The 16536-nt window shown below is 65.4% G+C and carries 13 protein-coding genes and 3 pseudogenes; 6 read left to right on the top strand and 10 right to left on the bottom strand.

What is annotated here, in order from left to right:
• The 3 genes from ACVWZM_RS30530 to ACVWZM_RS30520 form a co-directional block, all read right to left on the bottom strand.
• Positions 1-732: an amino acid ABC transporter ATP-binding protein gene (locus ACVWZM_RS30530; RefSeq protein ID WP_076823713.1), complete on the bottom strand. Its 732-nt coding sequence runs from the start codon at positions 730-732 to the stop codon at positions 1-3.
• Positions 729-1382 (bottom strand): amino acid ABC transporter permease, encoded by a 654-nt coding sequence (locus ACVWZM_RS30525; RefSeq protein ID WP_057015170.1) that lies wholly within the window; start codon positions 1380-1382, stop codon positions 729-731. The genes ACVWZM_RS30530 and ACVWZM_RS30525 overlap by 4 nt, the downstream gene beginning before the upstream one ends.
• Positions 1383-1553: 171 nt before the next feature.
• Positions 1554-2321 carry an ABC transporter substrate-binding protein gene (locus ACVWZM_RS30520; RefSeq protein ID WP_057015171.1) on the bottom strand — a complete coding sequence of 256 codons (768 nt, stop codon included), beginning with the start codon at positions 2319-2321 and terminating at the stop codon, positions 1554-1556.
• A 182-nt stretch (positions 2322-2503) separates the two neighbouring features.
• On the opposite strand from ACVWZM_RS30520, the gene ACVWZM_RS30515 reads away from it, so the two are divergent.
• Both ACVWZM_RS30515 and ACVWZM_RS30510 read left to right on the top strand, forming a co-directional pair.
• Positions 2504-3151, top strand: coding sequence for a cupin domain-containing protein (locus tag ACVWZM_RS30515; RefSeq protein ID WP_253638938.1), 648 nt, complete (start codon positions 2504-2506; stop codon positions 3149-3151).
• Positions 3152-3363: 212 nt separating this feature from the next.
• Positions 3364-4348 (top strand): annotated as a pseudogene (locus ACVWZM_RS30510) (IS30 family transposase); the annotation flags it as partial.
• Positions 4349-4402: 54 nt separating this feature from the next.
• On the opposite strand, the gene ACVWZM_RS30505 reads toward ACVWZM_RS30510, so the two are convergent.
• Genes ACVWZM_RS30505 through ACVWZM_RS30495 form a run of 3 tightly spaced genes read right to left on the bottom strand, consistent with a single transcriptional unit; the run spans position 4403 to position 8214 of the window.
• Positions 4403-6670, bottom strand: coding sequence for a xanthine dehydrogenase family protein molybdopterin-binding subunit (locus ACVWZM_RS30505; RefSeq protein ID WP_076824355.1), 2268 nt, complete (start codon positions 6668-6670; stop codon positions 4403-4405).
• Between the two features lie 3 nt (positions 6671-6673).
• Positions 6674-7720: an FAD binding domain-containing protein gene (locus ACVWZM_RS30500; RefSeq protein WP_076824357.1), complete on the bottom strand. Its 1047-nt coding sequence runs from the start codon at positions 7718-7720 to the stop codon at positions 6674-6676.
• Positions 7717-8214, bottom strand: a complete 498-nt coding sequence (locus tag ACVWZM_RS30495; RefSeq protein WP_076824359.1) for a (2Fe-2S)-binding protein — start codon at positions 8212-8214, stop codon at positions 7717-7719. The genes ACVWZM_RS30500 and ACVWZM_RS30495 overlap by 4 nt, the downstream gene beginning before the upstream one ends.
• Before the next feature lie 152 nt (positions 8215-8366).
• Here ACVWZM_RS30495 and ACVWZM_RS30490 point away from each other — a divergent pair, with 152 nt between their 5' ends.
• On the top strand, positions 8367-8999 hold the full coding sequence (locus tag ACVWZM_RS30490; RefSeq protein WP_076824361.1) for a TetR/AcrR family transcriptional regulator: 633 nt from the start codon (positions 8367-8369) through the stop codon (positions 8997-8999).
• Positions 9000-9118: 119 nt separating this feature from the next.
• On the opposite strand, the gene ACVWZM_RS30485 is transcribed toward ACVWZM_RS30490, so the two are convergent.
• From ACVWZM_RS30485 to ACVWZM_RS30470, 4 genes are all read right to left on the bottom strand, one after another.
• Positions 9119-9508 carry a hypothetical protein gene (locus ACVWZM_RS30485; RefSeq protein ID WP_057015176.1) on the bottom strand — a complete coding sequence of 130 codons (390 nt, stop codon included), beginning with the start codon at positions 9506-9508 and terminating at the stop codon, positions 9119-9121.
• A 263-nt stretch (positions 9509-9771) separates the two neighbouring features.
• Positions 9772-9960: a hypothetical protein gene (locus ACVWZM_RS30480; RefSeq protein ID WP_057015177.1), complete on the bottom strand. Its 189-nt coding sequence runs from the start codon at positions 9958-9960 to the stop codon at positions 9772-9774.
• Positions 9961-9996: 36 nt separating this feature from the next.
• Positions 9997-10440 carry a hypothetical protein gene (locus ACVWZM_RS30475; protein ID WP_076824364.1) on the bottom strand — a complete coding sequence of 148 codons (444 nt, stop codon included), beginning with the start codon at positions 10438-10440 and terminating at the stop codon, positions 9997-9999.
• 373 nt (positions 10441-10813) lie between these two features.
• On the bottom strand, positions 10814-11152 hold the full coding sequence (locus ACVWZM_RS30470; protein WP_076824366.1) for a hypothetical protein: 339 nt from the start codon (positions 11150-11152) through the stop codon (positions 10814-10816).
• 146 nt (positions 11153-11298) lie between these two features.
• On the opposite strand from ACVWZM_RS30470, the gene ACVWZM_RS30465 reads away from it, so the two are divergent.
• The 3 genes and pseudogenes from ACVWZM_RS30465 (at position 11299) to ACVWZM_RS30455 (ending at position 16445) form a co-directional block, all read left to right on the top strand.
• Positions 11299-11502, top strand: coding sequence for a hypothetical protein (locus ACVWZM_RS30465; protein ID WP_016844551.1), 204 nt, complete (start codon positions 11299-11301; stop codon positions 11500-11502).
• A gap of 343 nt (positions 11503-11845) precedes the next feature.
• A pseudogene (locus ACVWZM_RS30460) lies at positions 11846-15001 on the top strand (efflux RND transporter permease subunit).
• A 281-nt stretch (positions 15002-15282) separates the two neighbouring features.
• Positions 15283-16445, top strand: a pseudogene (locus ACVWZM_RS30455) (IS4 family transposase).
• Positions 16446-16536: the final 91 nt, after the last annotated feature.

Raw genomic sequence — 16536 nt, 5'->3', positions numbered from 1 at the left:
TCACAGCGGATGCAGCACGCGGCGCAGGAAATCCTGGGTGCGCGGGTGCTCGGGTTGGTTGAGGACGGATTTGGCGGCGCCCTGCTCGACGATGACGCCGCCGTCGATGAACAGCACGCGGTCGGCGACGTCGCGGGCAAAGCCCATTTCATGGGTGACGACGACCATGGTCATGCCGTCGTCGGCGAGCTTGCGCATCACCGACAGCACCTCGCCGACCAGTTCCGGATCGAGCGCGGAGGTCGGCTCGTCGAACAGGATCGCCTTCGGCTGCATCGCCAGCGCCCGCGCGATCGCGACGCGCTGCTGCTGACCGCCGGAGAGTTTTGGCGGATGCACCTCCGCCTTGTCGGCGAGCCCGACCTGCGCGAGCAGCGCGCGGCCGCGGGCGATCGCCTGCTCACGCGGCTCCTTCTTCACATAAAGCGGCCCCTCGATGACGTTCTCGAGCGCGGTGCGATGTGGGAACAGGTTGAAGCGCTGGAATACCATCGAGACCTGGGTGCGGATCGCCACGATCGAGCGGTCATTGCTGTCGACGCGCGCACCTTCGACGCTGATTTCGCCGCGATCGTAGCTCTCGAGCCCGTTGATGCAGCGCAGGATGGTCGACTTGCCGGAGCCGGACGGGCCGATGATGCAGACCACCTCGCTCCTGGCGACGGAGGCGGTGATGCCCTTCAGCACCTCGACCTTGCCAAAACTCTTGTGGACGTCGCGGAGCTCGATCATTTGCGGTTCGCCTTGTTCTCGAAGTGCCGAACCAGCAGGATGAGCGGAATGCTCATGGTGAGGTACATCAGCGCCACCAGTGTGAACACGCTGGTGTTCTTGAAGGTCGAGGAGGCGATCAGCTTGCCCTGCAGCGCCAGCTCGGCCACCGTGATGGTGGACGCCTGCGAGGAATCCTTCAGCATCATGATCATGATGTTGCCGTAGGGCGGCAAAATGATCCTGACCGCCTGCGGCAGCACCACGCGGCGCATGGTGAGCCACCAGCCCATCCCGATGGTCTGCGCCGCCTCGATCTGCCCCTTGTCGATCGCCTCGATGCCGGCGCGGAAATTTTCCGCCTGATAGGCCGAATAGGCGATGCCGAGCCCGATGATCGCGGCCTGCAGCGCCGACAGCGCGATGCCGAAATCTGGCATCACGAAGTAGATGTAGAACAGCAGCACGATGATCGGGATGCCGCGGATCACGTTGATCAACGAGGCGCTGAGCCCGACCAGGACGCCGATGCCGGACACCCGCATCAAGGCCCACACCAGCCCGAGCACGGTCGAAAGGACGAGCGAGCCGACGGTGACGACGATGGTCAGCCAGACACCCTGCAGCAGGATCGGCACGAACTCGACGGCGTCATGAAAGAATTTTTGCATCGGCTCAAACGTATCCAGTCCCGACACTATTCGAACGTTACCTCCGTCATCCTGAGGAGCGGCGTCTTCGCCGCGTCTCGAAGGATGTACGGCCCGGCTGGTGGCCGTCGACCCTTCGAGGCTCGCTTCGCTCGCACCTCAGGATGACGGATCACTTCGGGACATGAATACTCACGATGCGTTGGCCTTCTGGCCCCACTTTTCTAAGATCTTGGCGATCGTGCCGTTCGCCTTCAGCTTGGCGAGCGAGGCATTGATCTTCGCGAGCAGCTCCGTGTCGCTCTTGCGGACACCGATCGCGACGGTGCCGACGGTGACCGGCTTGTAGCCGTCGACCAGCCGAACGTCGGCGAAATTGCCCTGCTGCAGATTGTAGGCGAGGATCGGATAATCGGCGAAGCCGGCCTTGAGACGGCCCGCATTCACGTCGCGCAGGATGTCGGGAATGGTGTCGTAGACCTTGACCTCGCTGAACAGCCCGGTCTTCTTCAGCGCGTCGACAAAGGCAGTACCGACCTGGGCGCCGACCACGGTGCCCTTCAGATCCTCCTGCGAGGCATAGGCCTTGGTGTCGGCCTTCGGCACCACCAAACCTTCACCGTAGGTGTAGACCGGCTCGGAGAAGTCGATCACCTCCTTGCGCGCGGCGGTGGCGAACATCGCGGCCGCAATGATGTCGATCTTGTTCGCGGTCAGCGAGGGAATCAGCGCCGAGAACTGCATCGGCTCGATCTGCACGGTAAAGCCGGCGTCCTTGCCGATCTCGGTGGCGAGATCGACCATGATGCCCTGGATCGAGTTGGACTTGGTGTCGAGGAAGGTGAAGGGAATGCCGGTCGGGGTCGAGCCGACCTTCAGCACCTGCTGCGCCCCTGACGGCGCGATCAAGGCAAGGGCAAGCGCCGCCACCGCGGCCTGGACGAGACGCTGAAACGACATCGCAACACCTCCCGAAGCTGGCCTTGGCGCCGCATCGCCCGCGCGTTTCGGGCTTTTGGTTGCGGTCGACGCCGTTCCGGCCTATTTTCACCAATATGAAATTGTGGTCACGAAACCGCGGCCAATGCAAGCGGTTTTCATGCACATGAAGGAAGCGGACTGACGTGAGCGGCGGCAAGAGAATGCGTAAAGGCGCGGCAGCGAAGCCCGCAACGGCACGCCGCGCGGCCAAGAAACCGGCCGGCAAGCCGGCGGAGCCGGCGATGGATCTCGCGGTCGGACGCCGCATCCGCGACCTGCGCCGCAGCAAGGAAATGTCGCTGGAGGTGGTCGCCGCGCGCACCGATTTGTCGATCGGCTTCATCAGCCAGATCGAGCGCGGCCTGTCGTCGCCCTCGCTGCGCGTGCTGGCGACATTGGCCGACGTACTCGGCGTCGGCATCGCCGCGCTGTTCGGCGCGACGCCCAGGGATGACGGCGCCGGCGGCATCGTGACCCGCGAGGTGCAGCGCGCCGAGCTGAAGCTGTGGCGCACGGGAATTTCAAAGCAGCTGCTGAGCCCGGCCGGCAGCGAGAGCCGGCTCAACCTGTTCCTGGTGCATCTCGAGCCCGGCGGCAACACCGGCGACGAGTTCTATACCCATGACGGCGAAGAGGCCGGCCTCGTGCTCCAGGGCGAGATGACGCTGACGGTGGACACGGAGACCTGGACTCTGAAGCAAGGCGACAGCTTCAGATTCGCGAGCCGGAGGCCGCACCGGTTCTCCAATCCCGCGCGCGATGCGAAGGCCGTGGTGCTGTGGGTGAACTGCGTGACGGCGGCGGGGTGACGGCCCCACTCTCTCCGCCGTCGTCCCGGCGAAAACCATCCAGCGTCGTCCCGACCTAGTGCGCAATTGCGCACGGGGGCCGGGACCCATTACCACCAATCTTGATTGTCGAAGGGGAAGCGGCCCCAGCGTCCTGCCATAACTCACATTCGTGGTTATGGGTCCCCTGAGTTCACAAACGAAGTGCAACACTTCCTTGAGGAGGTGTTGCCATGGGGCGGACTTACAAGCAGCTCTCTCTGGACGACCGATGCGAGATTGCCTGCCTATCGGCCAATGGCAGCTCGGTCCGGCAAATCGCGGCAGCTCTGGATCGCTCGCCATCAACGATCTCTCGGGAACTGAGGCGCAATCGGGGGAGCCAGGTCGGCTACAAGCCGAGCTATGCCCAGCACCAGATGCGAGCGCGGCGCTGGACGGGCGGACGCCTCGAACGGGAGCCCGGCCTGCGCCGCGCGGTGTTGCAACGCCTTCGCCGCGGCTGGTCGCCCGAGCAGGTCGCTGGCCGGCTGGCCCGCGAGTACGGGCGCAAGGTGATCTCCCACGAGACCATCTACCGCTTCATCTATCGCCAACTCAGGCGCACCACGGACTTCAACTGGCGGCGCTATCTGCCGCGCGCCAAGAGCAAGCGCGGCTGCCGCGGCAAGCGGGGCGGCAGCCCCGCAAGCTTCATCGAAGGCCGTGTATCCCTGGCAAATCGGCCGCTCGAAGCGGCCGACCGCAGCGTGCCCGGACACTGGGAGGCCGACCTGATGATGTTCTCGAAATACGGTCAGGCCGTGCTGACCGTGCATGAGCGCACCTCGCGGCTGCTGCTCGGCATCCGCCTTGCCACCAAGGTCGCGCGCGGTGTCGCCCGCCATCTCGTGGGCTTCTTCGCGCCCCTTCCACAAGAGCTGCGCCAGAGCGTTACCTTCGACAACGGCACCGAGTTCGCCGGTCACCTGGCGCTGCACCGCCTCTCGATCGCGACCTTCTTCTGCGATCCCCATGCCCCCTGGCAGAAGGGTGGCATCGAGAACGCCATCGGCAGGATGCGCCGCTTTATTCCCCGCAAGACGGATCTCGTAACCCTCTCGACCGCCAGATTCCGCCAGTTCATCGCCGCCTACAACAACCCCGCGCAAATGCCTTGACTACCGCACGCCTGCCGAGTCCTTTGCTCAAGTGTTGCACTTCGAATGTGAATCCACCTCCCGGCTTTCGCCGGGACGACACCTGTTATTACAGCCCTCACGTCAAGCCGCATCACTTCAACCCCATCACCACTTCCTCGATCTTGATCGGGAAATTCCGCACGCGGATGCCGGTGGCGTGGAAGACGGCGTTAGCGACGGCGCCGGCGCTGCCGGTGATGCCGATCTCGCCGACGCCCTTGATGCCGAGCGGGTTCACATGGGGATCGTGCTCGTCGACCGTGATCACCTCCATCGGCGGCACGTCGGCATTCACGGGCACATGATACTCGGCAAGGTTCGCATTCAGGATGCGGCCGGACCGCTTGTCCATCACCGCCTCCTCGTGCAGCGCGAACGAGAGGCCCCAGATCATGCCGCCGCGCAGCTGGCTCTGCACCATCAACGGATTGATGATGCGCCCTGCGGCGAACGCGCCGACCAGCCGCGTGGCGCGGATCTGGCCGAGCTCCGGATCGACCTTCACCTCAGCAAAGACAGCGCCATGCGCGTGCATCGCATATTGCGATTGCGCCGCCGGATCGGCCGCACCCGTGCCGGAGGCCTCGACCTCGGCAACGCCAGCGCGCGCCAAGATCTCGGCGTAGCTTTCGTTGCGCGCGTCATCGTCGCGGCGATGGAGCCGCCCGGCCCGCGCCACCACGCCGGCATTGCCGGCGCCGAACAGCGGCGAGCGCTCATCGGAGGTCGCAAGCTCGGCGAGTTTTGCGATCACCGCCGCACCGGCATTGTGGATCGCGGCACCGACCGTTGCGGTGTGCGCGGAGCCGCCGGCGATGCCGGCATCCGGCAGGTCCGACGTGCCCGACAGGAACGAGATCTGCCCGAGATCGAGCGCGAGCGCATCGGCCGAGATTTGCGTGAGCGCGGTCCAGGCGCCCTGCCCCATGTCATGCGCGCCGCTCTCCATCACGCCGCGTCCGTCGGCGCGGATTACGGCGCGGGCATTGCCCTGGAACATCAGCGCCGGGAAGGTCGCGGTGCCCATGCCCCAGCCGACCAGAAAGCCGTTCTCGTCGCGCATCTGCCGCGGCTGCAGCGGACGCCGCGCCCAGCCGAAACGTTCGGCGGCCTTGGCGTAGCACTGCCGCAGCGCCTTGGAGGAAAACGGCTTGCCGGTGGTCGGCTCGACCTCGGCATAATTCTTCAGCCGGAATTCCAGGGGATCGATGCCGCAGGCGAACGCCGCCTCGTCGATCGCGCTTTCCAGCGCGATCGATCCGGTAGCCTCGCCCGGCGCGCGCATGAACAGCGGCGTGCCGGTGTCGACGCGCACCGCCTCATGCGCGGTGCGGATCGCCGGGCTGGCATAGAGCGTGTGCGAGGCGTCCGCCGCCGGCTCATAGAAATCGTCGAAGCTCGACGTCGTGACGCGCGCCTCGTGATCGAGCGCGGTCAGCAGGCCGTCGTCACCGGTGCCGATCCGGATGCGCTGGCGGGTCTGCGGACGATGGCCGACCGGGCCGTACATCTGGCTCCGCCGCAGCACCAGCTTAACCGGACGCCCGACAAGCTTCGCCGCCATGATGCCAAGCACCTGCGGCCCGGAGACCAGGCCCTTGGAGCCGAAGCCGCCGCCCAGGAACGGGCTGTTGATGTGGATGTTGCCGGGCGGAACGCCGAACAGGCCGCCGATCCGCATCTGCGCCATCGCCATGCCCTGGCTCGGCGTGTCGAGGAACAGGCGGTCGCCGTCCCACACCGCGACGACCGCGTGCGGCTCCATCGCGTTGTGGTACTGCGCGGGCGTCTCGTAAGTTGCGTCGATCCGCTTCGACGCCGCGGCAAGGCCAGCATCGATATCGCCGTGCCGGACTTCGGCGGGATTACCGATGCCGACCACCGGCGGCGCGTAGGCTTCGCCGGCGTCGAGACCGACACGCGCGATCTCGACCTGATAGCGCGGCGACAGCAGCGCGGCGCCTTCGGTGGCGGCCTCCAGCGTCTCGGCGATCACGACCGCGATCGCCTGGTTGGCGTAGCGCACCTCGTCGCTCTGCAAGAGCTCCATGCGGAAGGCGAACGGATTGCCCTTGGCGTCGGGGTCTTCGGCGAGCTCCGGCTTGTGCGCCGGCGTCATCACGTCGATGACGCCGGGGTGGCGCTTGGCGGCGGCGACGTCGAGCGCGGTGACGCGGCCGCGCGCGATGCAGCTGGTCGCGATCACGGCATAGACCATGCCGGGCGGATGATTGTCGGCGGCATAGCGGGCCTTGCCGGTCACCTTCAGCGTGCCGTCGGTGCGGGTCAGCGGCTGGCCGATATTCGAGCCGTGCCTGAGATGGGCGGGGTCGCGGGTCAGATTGAGTTCAGCCGTCATGCGTTACGCTCCTGCAACGGATGAGAAGGGAGAGCCCGGCAGCGCGGGAATGCGATCCGGGGTGCCTGCAGCAGCAAGGGTGAGCGCGCGCACGACGATGCGCTGCGCGAGCTCGATCTTGAAGGCGTTGTCGCCGGACGGTTTTGCGCCCGCGAGCGCGGCGCGCGCCGCCTCGCGATAGGTCGCCGCATCCGGCGCGGCGCCCGCGAGCACCTGCTCGGCCTCGCGCGCTCGCCACGGCTTTGCCGCGACGCCGCCGAGCGCCAGCCGCGCCTCGCGGATCTTTCCATCCTCGATGCGCAAGCCGGCCGCGGCCGAGACCACCGCGAACGCGTAGGACGTGCGCTCGCGCACCTTGATGTAGCGGGCATGCCCGGAGAAGCCTTGCGCTTCGGCCGGTAGCCGCAGCGCGACGATCAGGTCGCCGCGCTCCAGCGCGGTCTCGCGCTCCGGCGTCTCGGCCGGCAGACGGTGCAGCGCCTCGAGCGGCAGCTCGCGCCGGCCGGTCTTGCCCTCGATCTCGACGACGGCGTCGAACGCGACCAGCGGCACGCAGAAATCCGACGGATGGGTTGCGATGCAGCCCTCGCTCCAGCCGAGCACCGCGTGCAGGCGGTTCTCGCCCTTCAGCGCGTCGCAGCCGGCGCCCGGCCAGCGCCGGTTGCAGGCGCTGCCGGCGTCGTAGAAATAGGCGCAGCGTGTCCGCTGCATCAGGTTGCCGCCGACGGTCGCGGCATTGCGCAGCTGGGCCGACGCGCCCGACAGCAACGCCTCGGCGACCGCCGGATAGTCGCGCGCAAACTCCGCGTCATGCGCGAGATCGGCATTGCGCACCAGCGCGCCGATCCGCAAGCCGCCGTCGGCCAGATGCTCGATGCGGTCGAGCCCCGGCAGACGCGTGACGTCGACGAGAAGGCTCGGCCGGCTGACGCCGCCCTTCATCAGGTCGAGCAGATTGGTGCCGGAGGCGAGATAGCTCGCGCCCTTCTCGGATGCCGCCGCGATCGCGTCCGCGACGCTGGCCGGCCTGACATAATCGAAGTTCATCATGCGGAGCGCCTCTGCTTGGTCGCGTTGATGTCGGCCTGCGCCTCGAGCACGGCCTCGGTGATTCCTTGATAGGCCCCGCAGCGGCACAGATTGCCGCTCATGCATTCGCGCACGCGCTCCGGATCGTCGCCGGCCTGGCCTTCCTGGATCAGGCCGATGCCGCTCATGATCTGGCCCGGCGTGCAGAAGCCGCACTGGAAGCCGTCATGGGCGATGAAGGCGGCCTGCACCGGATGCAGCTGGTCGCCGCGCGCGACGCCTTCGATGGTTGTGATCTCGGCGCCGTCATGGCTGACGGCAAGCGCGAGGCAGGAATTGATGCGGCGGCCGTCGACCAGGACGGTGCACGCGCCGCACTGGCCGCGGTCGCATCCCTTCTTGGTACCGGTGAGGTCGAGCCGCTCGCGCAACAGGTCGAGCAGGGTTACGCGGGGGTCGTCGACGGCAATTTCCCGGCGGACACCGTTGATAGTGAGGCTGAGTGGGAGATTCATGCAGGGCTCCGATCCGTGTATGGTCGGTTTGAATCGAGGCAACGGAAGCCCGTGGCCGCCGATGCAGGATCGGCGCGCCTTGTCAGGCCCGGTGCTGGTCGCCATATACGGAGGCATCCTCCGTTTACAAGGGAGGGTGAAAAGAAAAAGCGATGGCCGCTCGATCACCAGAAATTGCACGCAAGCCCCGCGCCGACGCCGTGCGCAATCGCGAGCGCGTGCTGGAAGCGGCCAAGGCCGTGTTCTCGGCCGGCGGCAGCGAGGCGAGTCTCGAGGCGGTGGCGCGCCATGCCGGCGTCGGCATCGGCACGCTCTATCGCCACTTCCCGACGCGCGAAGCGCTCTATGAGGCGGTCTACCGCCGCGAGGTCGAGCAGCTCGGCGATCTGGCCGAGCAACTGCAATGCGCGCCCGAGCCGGTCGAGGCGCTGCGGCGCTGGCTGCGCGCTAACGTGGAATTCGTCGCCACCAAGAAGGGCATGGTCGCAGCACTGGCGCTGGTCGCTCACGGCTCGACCGAGCTGCACGCCTATTCGTTCGACCGCCTGACCAAGGCGATCGGCACCCTGCTCGCGCGCGCGGTCGCGGCCGGTGCGATCCGTGGCGACATCAGCGCCGAGGACGTGCTGCGGGCGCTGATCGGCATGTGCTACATGCACGACCAGCCCGGCTGGCAGACCACTGCGCTCCGGCTGTTGGACGTATTCGTGGACGGCTTGCGGGTGCAGCCGGTCGGCACAACGGCAAAGCCTGCGAAGAAAGCCAACCCAAAGCCGTCGCGCTGACCTTACCCATCGTAGCCCGCATGCGCGCAGCGACATGCGGGACCGACTGCCCCGGATGTCGCGGAGCCTGTCATCGGCGGGCCATCGCGCGACCCGTTGGCTCAACGGGCTATGCTTGTTCAGGCCTCCATGTTGAAGAGGATGCCGAGCGGCAGCCGGGGTCCTGCCGGATTGACATGAAGCACCGCATCGATGGTGCGCGCGGCCGGGGATGACGGCTTCATCCAGTCAAGATGACCGGCGAGCCAGGATCGCGGTTCCGCAGCCAGCACGATCGCCGCCCCCCAGTCATCCAGCGGATTGTCGCGGGCCAGCGCCTGCTCGCGGCCGGGAATGGTTGTGCCGGCGGCGCCCATCAGATGATGCAGCACCGCCTTGGCAAGCAGGTCGTCGAAACGTCCGTCATCGACCCGTTCGCTCCCGACCGCATCGATCGCAAAAACCCGCGTCGGCTTCGGCGCGACTGACCGAATGTCCGGCGCGACCGGCGGCACAGAGGATGCGCGCACATAGCGCGGCGTCGGCGGCGTCGATCGTTCGCGAGAAATGCGCCCGGCCGGCCACCGTGGGTCCCTCGCCCGCGATGATGTCGCAATACACCAGCGCGAGCGCCGCGGCGCTGCGGGCCGCAGCGTCGGACGTTGACCTCGCGATTTCGGCAACAAGATCCTCCGCGCCGCGAGGCGCATGCGGGGGCAGCTCAAACTCATGGGCACGCATCGATCGCTCTGCTGTTGATTGCCGCCCGCCCCACGATGGCGGCGGCCACCGCTCAAGGACGTCCGGTGCGTGGCCGCAGCCACCGCATGATGATTTCATGCGGTGTTCGACGGCTGCTGCGCGGCAGGTCGTGCCGCTGCAGCGACGCCGTTGCAAAGGCGGCCGCCTGCTCGCTGGATTGCCGTTTCTCGCGCGCCAGCAACATCCATTCGCGGATCACGGCGCGTCGCACCTTGGACATGGTGATTTCCCCTCGCGATAAGCCGCGTTCAGCGCGTCAGGCCGCAAGCTGCAGCGGATGGGCTTGCGACCTCCGTGCCGACAGCGCGCAGCCGTACTGATGCACGATGCCCTGCTCGACGACGAAGCCGCGCCGCTCCAGCGACGCCCGCAGGCTTTGGTTGGCCGAGGGCTTCTGGGCATCGACCCACACCACCAGCACCGCACGGGCGCTAAGGACATTCGTCAACCAGTCCAGCGCCGGCTCGAGCGAGAGAAGCGTGCGCCGCCGCCAATCGACCAGCGCAACGTCGTACTGACCGGCGGGGCAGCCGCAATTGCCCGACGCCGCCGCGCGCGCGTAGCCGCGCCGCTGCAGCTCGAACATCAATTCCATGCTCCTCGTGCCGGCCACGACGATGTGCTGTTGCGTCGTGCAGCCGGCAAGCGCGATCATCGGCTCGATGATCCGGTCGCCGATAGCAATCTGAAGCGAAGACATGACATCACCTTTCGGTTCGCTGCCGCGCTCGCGGCCGAACCTCAACGGTCTGGCCTGCACGCGAGAGCGTCTGCGTCGGGCTCAATATCTTCAGGGCGGGATATGAATTCGAGAGCGCCGCGGGCTCTACGGCATATGAGCCGCATAAGCCCGCGCCGGATGCGATGGCTGCGGTCGCTGAGCACGGTGGCCGCGCAAGTGTGCTAAAGTGCACAGACGATCAGGTTGGCATTCGGTTAGATCGTCGCATTGCCAAGCCTGGTACATACATATCTGTTCATATTCGCGATCCAGCCCGGCCATCGCGCCGGGCTCTTTCGTCGCCGAACGCGACCGTAATGAAAAACCCCGCGCTGAGGCGAGGCTTTCGCGATCACCGCGGATTGGTCCGCGTTCCGCTGTTGTTGCCGGGAAGGTTTGAAGTCCCGGTCCCGGTCGCGGAATTGTTGTTTGGGTCGGTCCAGTAGTTCGGCGTCGAGGTGCCTGGGTTGTTCATGTTCCCGGTCGTGCTGCCGGGCGGATTGCTCATTCCCGAGCCGGTTCCCATCCCGGTGGTGCCGCCGGTGCCGGTTCCTGTGCCGGAGCTTCCGGTCCCCGCGCCTGCACTTGCACCGCCGGCCGATCCGCCACCGGCGCCGCCACCCTGCGCGAAGGCGAGCGATGTCGACAGCATCACGGCCGCAGCCAATCCGATCGTTGCCAGTTTCTTCATGTGAGGTCCTTTCCTGGTTCGACCGGAAGCAACGTGGACCGCAAGGCGCACGTTCCTGCACGGCGGGACACACATCCGGCGCGGGCTCGCGAGGAACATGATGCTGGCTGTCCTGTTGAGCGGAATAGCGTTCCCGGAGGTGCGCGATGAAGACGCTTCAAATGCAGCACGAGATCACGGCCGAGCTGGAAAGACGATCCGGTGTCACTGGCCTGAAGCTGATCCGGCTCAAGGGCTATACGCCGAGCTGGGATCTCGGCGGCACCCGCGAGACCGCCCTGGACGAGGCGAAGGAAAAAGAACTTCGCGACATCGTGACCAGGATGCAGGACGAGTTCGACATCGCCTAGGACCGCTGCACGAGCAAGTTGCATTGGACAAGCCGCGGCTGAACAATCATAACGCCCCCTCGTGGCGTCGAGCCAACCGCGCGCGCAATAATATGTCGTCCCACGATATATTCTGCGCCAGCGACATTTTTGACGCTTCCCAAACGGCGATAACGGCACGCGAATTCCGGCCATTGAACGAACGTCGATGTGCGATCCGACGTTTCCATTCGCGGCATGCCCCGGAATGATTATGCTGGCCAAAAACAGGTAGACAGCTCCGCGATCTGCCGATTGGCCATGGCGAGGAAAACGCGCGTTCGCGCTCGAGCTTTCGAGGACGACTCCCGACCTTCGGTAAAAGATGCGCCTGCCGTTCATTTGGATCGCAGAAATGAACGAGAGCATCTCATCTCGGTTTATCCGCTACCCGATCGGCACCTCGCTGCTGATGGCCGGCATTCTGTTCGTCGGAATGGTCGCCTATCCCCTGTTGCCGGTCGCGCCGCTGCCGCAAGTCGACTTTCCGACCATCCAGATCTCCGCAAGTCTGCCCGGCGCCAGCCCGGAGACCATGGCCTCCTCGGTTGCGCAGCCGCTGGAGCGGCAATTCGCGCAGATTCCGGGCATTGCCCAGATGACCTCGACGAGTTCGCTCGGGTCGACCGCAGTCACCATTCAGTTCGATCTGAACCGCAGCATCGACGGCGCCGCCAATGACATCCAGGCGGCGATCAATGCCGCAGGTGGCCAGTTGCCCAAGAACCTGCCGACGCCGCCGACCTATCGCAAGGTCAACCCGGCGGACTCGCCGATCCTGCTGCTGTCGGCGACCTCGGACACCCTGCCCCTCATCACCGTGAGCGACGCGGTCGACGCCCAGCTCGGGCAGCAGATCAGTCAGATCTCGGGCGTCACCCAGGTGTTCATCGGCGGGCAGCAGAAGCCTTCGATCCGCGTGCAGATCGATCCCGCCAAGCTGGTCGCCAAGGGGCGCTCGCTGGAAGATATCCGCGGCCAGATCGCGATCACGACGGTCGACAGTCCGAAGGGCAACATCGACGGCACGAGCCGTGCCTACACGATCTACGCCAACGATCAGTTGCTGGATGCCAAGGACTGGAATGACGTGATCATCGCCTACCGCAACGGCGGCCCGTTGCGGATTCGCGACATCGGCCAGGCCGTCGCCGGGTCGGAGGACATGAAGCGGGTCGCCTGGGCGGACGGCAAACGCGGCGTGTTCCTAGTCATCTTCAAGCAACCCGGCGCCAACGTCATCGGAACGGTCGACAGGATCACGGAGCAGCTTCCAAGGCTCGTCGCCGCGATTCCGCCCGCCATCAGATCAAGATCATCAGCGACCGGACATTGACCATCCGCGCCGCCGTCGAGGACGTTCAGATCACGCTGCTCATCACCATCGTTCTGGTCGTGATGGTAATCTTCCTGTTCCTGCGCAGCTTCTGGGCCACGGTGATTCCGGCCGTCACGGTACCGCTCGCGCTGCTCGGCGCCTGCGCGCTGACGTGAGTGTTCGGCTATACGCTCGACAACCTTTCGCTGATGTCCCTGACGATTGCGGTCGGCTTCGTGGTCGACGACGCCATCGTGATGCTGGAAAAGCGCGATACGTCGAGCAGGGCGCGCGGCCGCTCGCCGCGGCATTGCAGGGCGCCGGCGAGATCGGGTTTACCATCCTGTCCATCAGTATCTCGTTGATCGCGGTGCTGATCGGGCTGCTGCTGATGGGTGGCGTGATCGGCCGACTGTTCCGCGAATTCGCGGTGACCCTGGCGATGGCGATCTTCGTCTCCCTGGTGGTGTCGCTGACGCTGACACCGATGATGGCATCGCGCTTCCTGCGCGCGCATGGCGAGACGAGGCACGGCCGGCTCTACCAATGGAGCGAGGCGGCATTCGACAGGATGCTGCATGCCTATGAGCGAGGGCTTGATCGGGCGCTGAGCTGGAGCCGGACCACGCTCTGCATCTTCTTCGCGACGGTCGCACTGTCGGTCTATCTGTTCCTGATCATTCCGAAGGGATTCTTCCCGCAACAGGACAATGGCTTCCTGAACGCGGTGTCGGAGATGGCCCAGGATATCTCTTTCGCCGACATGGAGCGGCACCAGGAAGAACTCAGCAGGATCGTTCGGGCCGATCCCGCGGTGGAGAGCATGGCCGAGTTCATCGGCGGCGGCGGCACCGCGCTGAATTCGGGTCGCATGTACATCACGCTGAAGCCGCGCGAGGAGCGCGACGCGAATGCGCAGCAGATCATCGCGCGGCTGCGGCCGAAGCTCGAGGCGGTCGAGGGAGCACGTCTCTACATGCAGGCGTCCCAGGACGTCCGGCTGGGCGGCCGCGCCACGCGGACGCAGTTCGAATACACGCTGCAGGATGCAAAGCTCGACGAGCTGAACGAATGGGCGCCGAAGATTCTGGCCAGGATGAAGACGCTACCGGAACTGCGCGACGTCGCCACCGACCAGCAGACCGAGGGAACGACGCTGACGCTGACCATCGATCGCGACACCGCGTCGCGCTTCGGTATCCAGCCGCAATTGATCGACGACACGCTGTACGACGCGTTCGGCCAGCGCCAGGTGACCCAATACTTCACCCAGCTCAACAGCTATCACGTCATCCTGGAGATCCTCCCCGAATTGCAGGGCAAGCTCGACACGCTCAACAAGCTCTACATCAAGTCGCCGACCACGGGGGACGAGGTGCCGCTCTCCGTGTTCTGCAAGTGGACCACTATTCCGGTGCGCCCGCTCGCGATCGCGCACCAGGGACAGTTTCCTGCGACCACGATCAGCTTCAACCTCGCGCAAGGGGTGGCGCTCGGCCAGGCCACCGATGCGATCCAGAACGCCGTCGCCGATCTCGGTGCTCCAGCCACGCTCAGCTCGAGTTTCCAGGGCACCGCGCAGGCCTTCCAGCAGTCACTGAGCTCGGTGCCGCTGCTGATCCTGGCCGCGCTGGTCGTGGTCTACCTGATCCTCGGCGTGCTCTATGAGAGCTACATCCATCCGCTCACGATCCTGTCCACGCTGCCATCGGCCGGGGTCGGCGCGCTGGCGATCCTGATGGCGTTCGGGTTCGATTTCAGCCTGATCGCGCTGATCGGCATCATCCTCCTGATCGGGATCGTGAAGAAGAACGGCATCATGATGGTCGACTTCGCGATCGCCGCCGAACGCGAGGAGCATCGGTCGCCGCGTGAATCGATCCGGAAAGCGGCCTGCTGCGCTTCCGCCCGATCATGATGACGACGATGGCGGCGCTGCTCGGCGGCGTCGCGCTGATGCTGGGCACCGGAACGGGATCGGAAATCCGCCAACCGCTCGGCTATGCGATGGTCGGCGGCCTGATCGTGAGCCAGGCGCTCACGCTGTTCACGACGCCGGTCGTGTATCTCTATCTCGACCGGTTCTCGAATGCGCTGTCGAGCTGGACGGCAACGAAGCGCGACGACGATGTCGAACCGCCCGTGAAGAACGCCGCCGAATAGTGCGTGACGAGATTGGGGCAAAATCGCAGCCGCGACGGTGCTGCGCTCCCTCTCCCCGTTCTTACGGGGAGAGGGTTGGGGTGAGGGGCCTTCTCAGCGTATTCGGCGACAGCCGCGTTTGCGGAGATTCCCCCTCACCCGGAACGCATCTGACGATGCGTTCCGACCTCTCCCCGCGCGCGCAGGGGTGTCCGGGGAATGATTCACTGTGTCGCGGTGCATGCTCGGCAGGACCGAGGCAAATCGGTCTTTTCTGGTTGTCGAGACACAGAGGGCCGAGCATGCGATATCGCGGTAGCATTTTTGGAAGGCTGCTTGAACCGATCAATCGACGGCAGTTCAGACGGTTGTGGATCGTCTGGACGGGGATGCCTACGACAAGTCGTTCAGGAGCTGGGATCATCTGGTGGCGCTGATCTATGCCCAGCTTAGCGGCAACAGCAGTCTGCGCGGGGTGGTGACTGGCTTCAACGCCAATTCGCAGCATCACTATCACTTGGGAACCGGCAAGCTGTCGCGCTCGACGTTGTCCGATGCCAATGCCCGCCGTCCGATCGGCATTTTCGCGCAAACCTTTGCGGCGCTGTCGGCGATGGCGCGTCGCCAGCTGCGGAGTGAAGGCATGGAGATGGTGCGTCTGATCGACGCCAGTCCGATCCCGCTCGGCAAGGTCTGCAGTTGGGCGACGTGGAACGGCCGCATCCGCGGCATGAAGCTGCATGTCGTCTACGACCCAAGGAGCGATGTCCCGACCTGCGTCGAGATGACGGCCGCGAACGTCAATGACATCGAGATCGGCCGACAGACCCCAATCCAGCCCGCCACCACCTATGTGTTTGACAAGGGCTATTGCCGTTTCGACTGGTGGCAGAAGATCAATGATAGCAAGGCTTTCTTCGTTACCCGGGCGAAGACGAGCATCCGTCTTCGCTCGCTCAGGCATCGCGCCATCCGCAAGCGTAACGGGGATGGCTTCGAAATCCTTGCCGATGACGAGGTGAAGCTCACCAGCAAGGGCGATTCGCGCCTTCCAATCCCGCTCCGCCGCATCAAGATCAGACGCGAGAAAGGCGGCAAGATCACACTCCTGACCAACGACCTTGCCCGTAGCGCCGTCGAGATCGCCGCCCTCTACAAGAGCCGATGGCAAATCGAGCTGCTGTTCCGCTGGATCAAGCAGCATCTCGATATTCGCAAGTTCCTCGGCGCCAACGACAACGCGATCCGCCTTCAGGTGCTCGCTGCGATGATTGCCTACCTGCTGCTGCGCATCGCCGCTCACACCAACTGCATCAAAATGCTCCCGCTCAGGTTCGCCGAACTCGTCGGCCAGCTCCTGCTCACGCGTCGATCCCTCGCTGCCATCGACAAACCTCCGCCCATCAACCCCAGCCGTCGGAAATCAACCATCTCACCTGACCAGATGGAGCTCCGCTATGCCTGAATTTCCCCGGACACCCCTGCCGCAAGCGGGGCGAGGTGAAGCGGAGCCCGTTGCTCGACTCAAAATAAACTCATCTTGCGCCAGCAGCTCG

The sequence above is a fragment of the Bradyrhizobium sp. USDA 4501 genome (genome assembly GCF_054062115.1).
Note: the sequence above shows the minus strand (reverse complement) of the source record. Positions and strands in the feature narration are given on the sequence as shown.

What these genes read in the sequence shown, in the direction of transcription:
- ACVWZM_RS30505 (WP_076824355.1), bottom strand. Translation starts at nt 6,670, where the DNA reads ATGACGGCTGAACTCAATCTGACCCGCGACCCCGCCCATCTCAGGCAC.
- ACVWZM_RS30525 (WP_057015170.1), bottom strand. Translation starts at nt 1,382, where the DNA reads ATGCAAAAATTCTTTCATGACGCCGTCGAGTTCGTGCCGATCCTGCTG.
- ACVWZM_RS30530 (WP_076823713.1), bottom strand. Translation starts at nt 732, where the DNA reads ATGATCGAGCTCCGCGACGTCCACAAGAGTTTTGGCAAGGTCGAGGTG.
- ACVWZM_RS30490 (WP_076824361.1), top strand. Translation starts at nt 8,367, where the DNA reads ATGGCCGCTCGATCACCAGAAATTGCACGCAAGCCCCGCGCCGACGCC.
- ACVWZM_RS30500 (WP_076824357.1), bottom strand. Translation starts at nt 7,720, where the DNA reads ATGATGAACTTCGATTATGTCAGGCCGGCCAGCGTCGCGGACGCGATC.
- ACVWZM_RS30515 (WP_253638938.1), top strand. Translation starts at nt 2,504, where the DNA reads ATGCGTAAAGGCGCGGCAGCGAAGCCCGCAACGGCACGCCGCGCGGCC.
- ACVWZM_RS30520 (WP_057015171.1), bottom strand. Translation starts at nt 2,321, where the DNA reads ATGTCGTTTCAGCGTCTCGTCCAGGCCGCGGTGGCGGCGCTTGCCCTT.
- ACVWZM_RS30470 (WP_076824366.1), bottom strand. Translation starts at nt 11,152, where the DNA reads ATGAAGAAACTGGCAACGATCGGATTGGCTGCGGCCGTGATGCTGTCG.
- ACVWZM_RS30465 (WP_016844551.1), top strand. Translation starts at nt 11,299, where the DNA reads ATGAAGACGCTTCAAATGCAGCACGAGATCACGGCCGAGCTGGAAAGA.
- ACVWZM_RS30475 (WP_076824364.1), bottom strand. Translation starts at nt 10,440, where the DNA reads ATGTCTTCGCTTCAGATTGCTATCGGCGACCGGATCATCGAGCCGATG.
- ACVWZM_RS30495 (WP_076824359.1), bottom strand. Translation starts at nt 8,214, where the DNA reads ATGAATCTCCCACTCAGCCTCACTATCAACGGTGTCCGCCGGGAAATT.
- ACVWZM_RS30480 (WP_057015177.1), bottom strand. Translation starts at nt 9,960, where the DNA reads ATGTCCAAGGTGCGACGCGCCGTGATCCGCGAATGGATGTTGCTGGCG.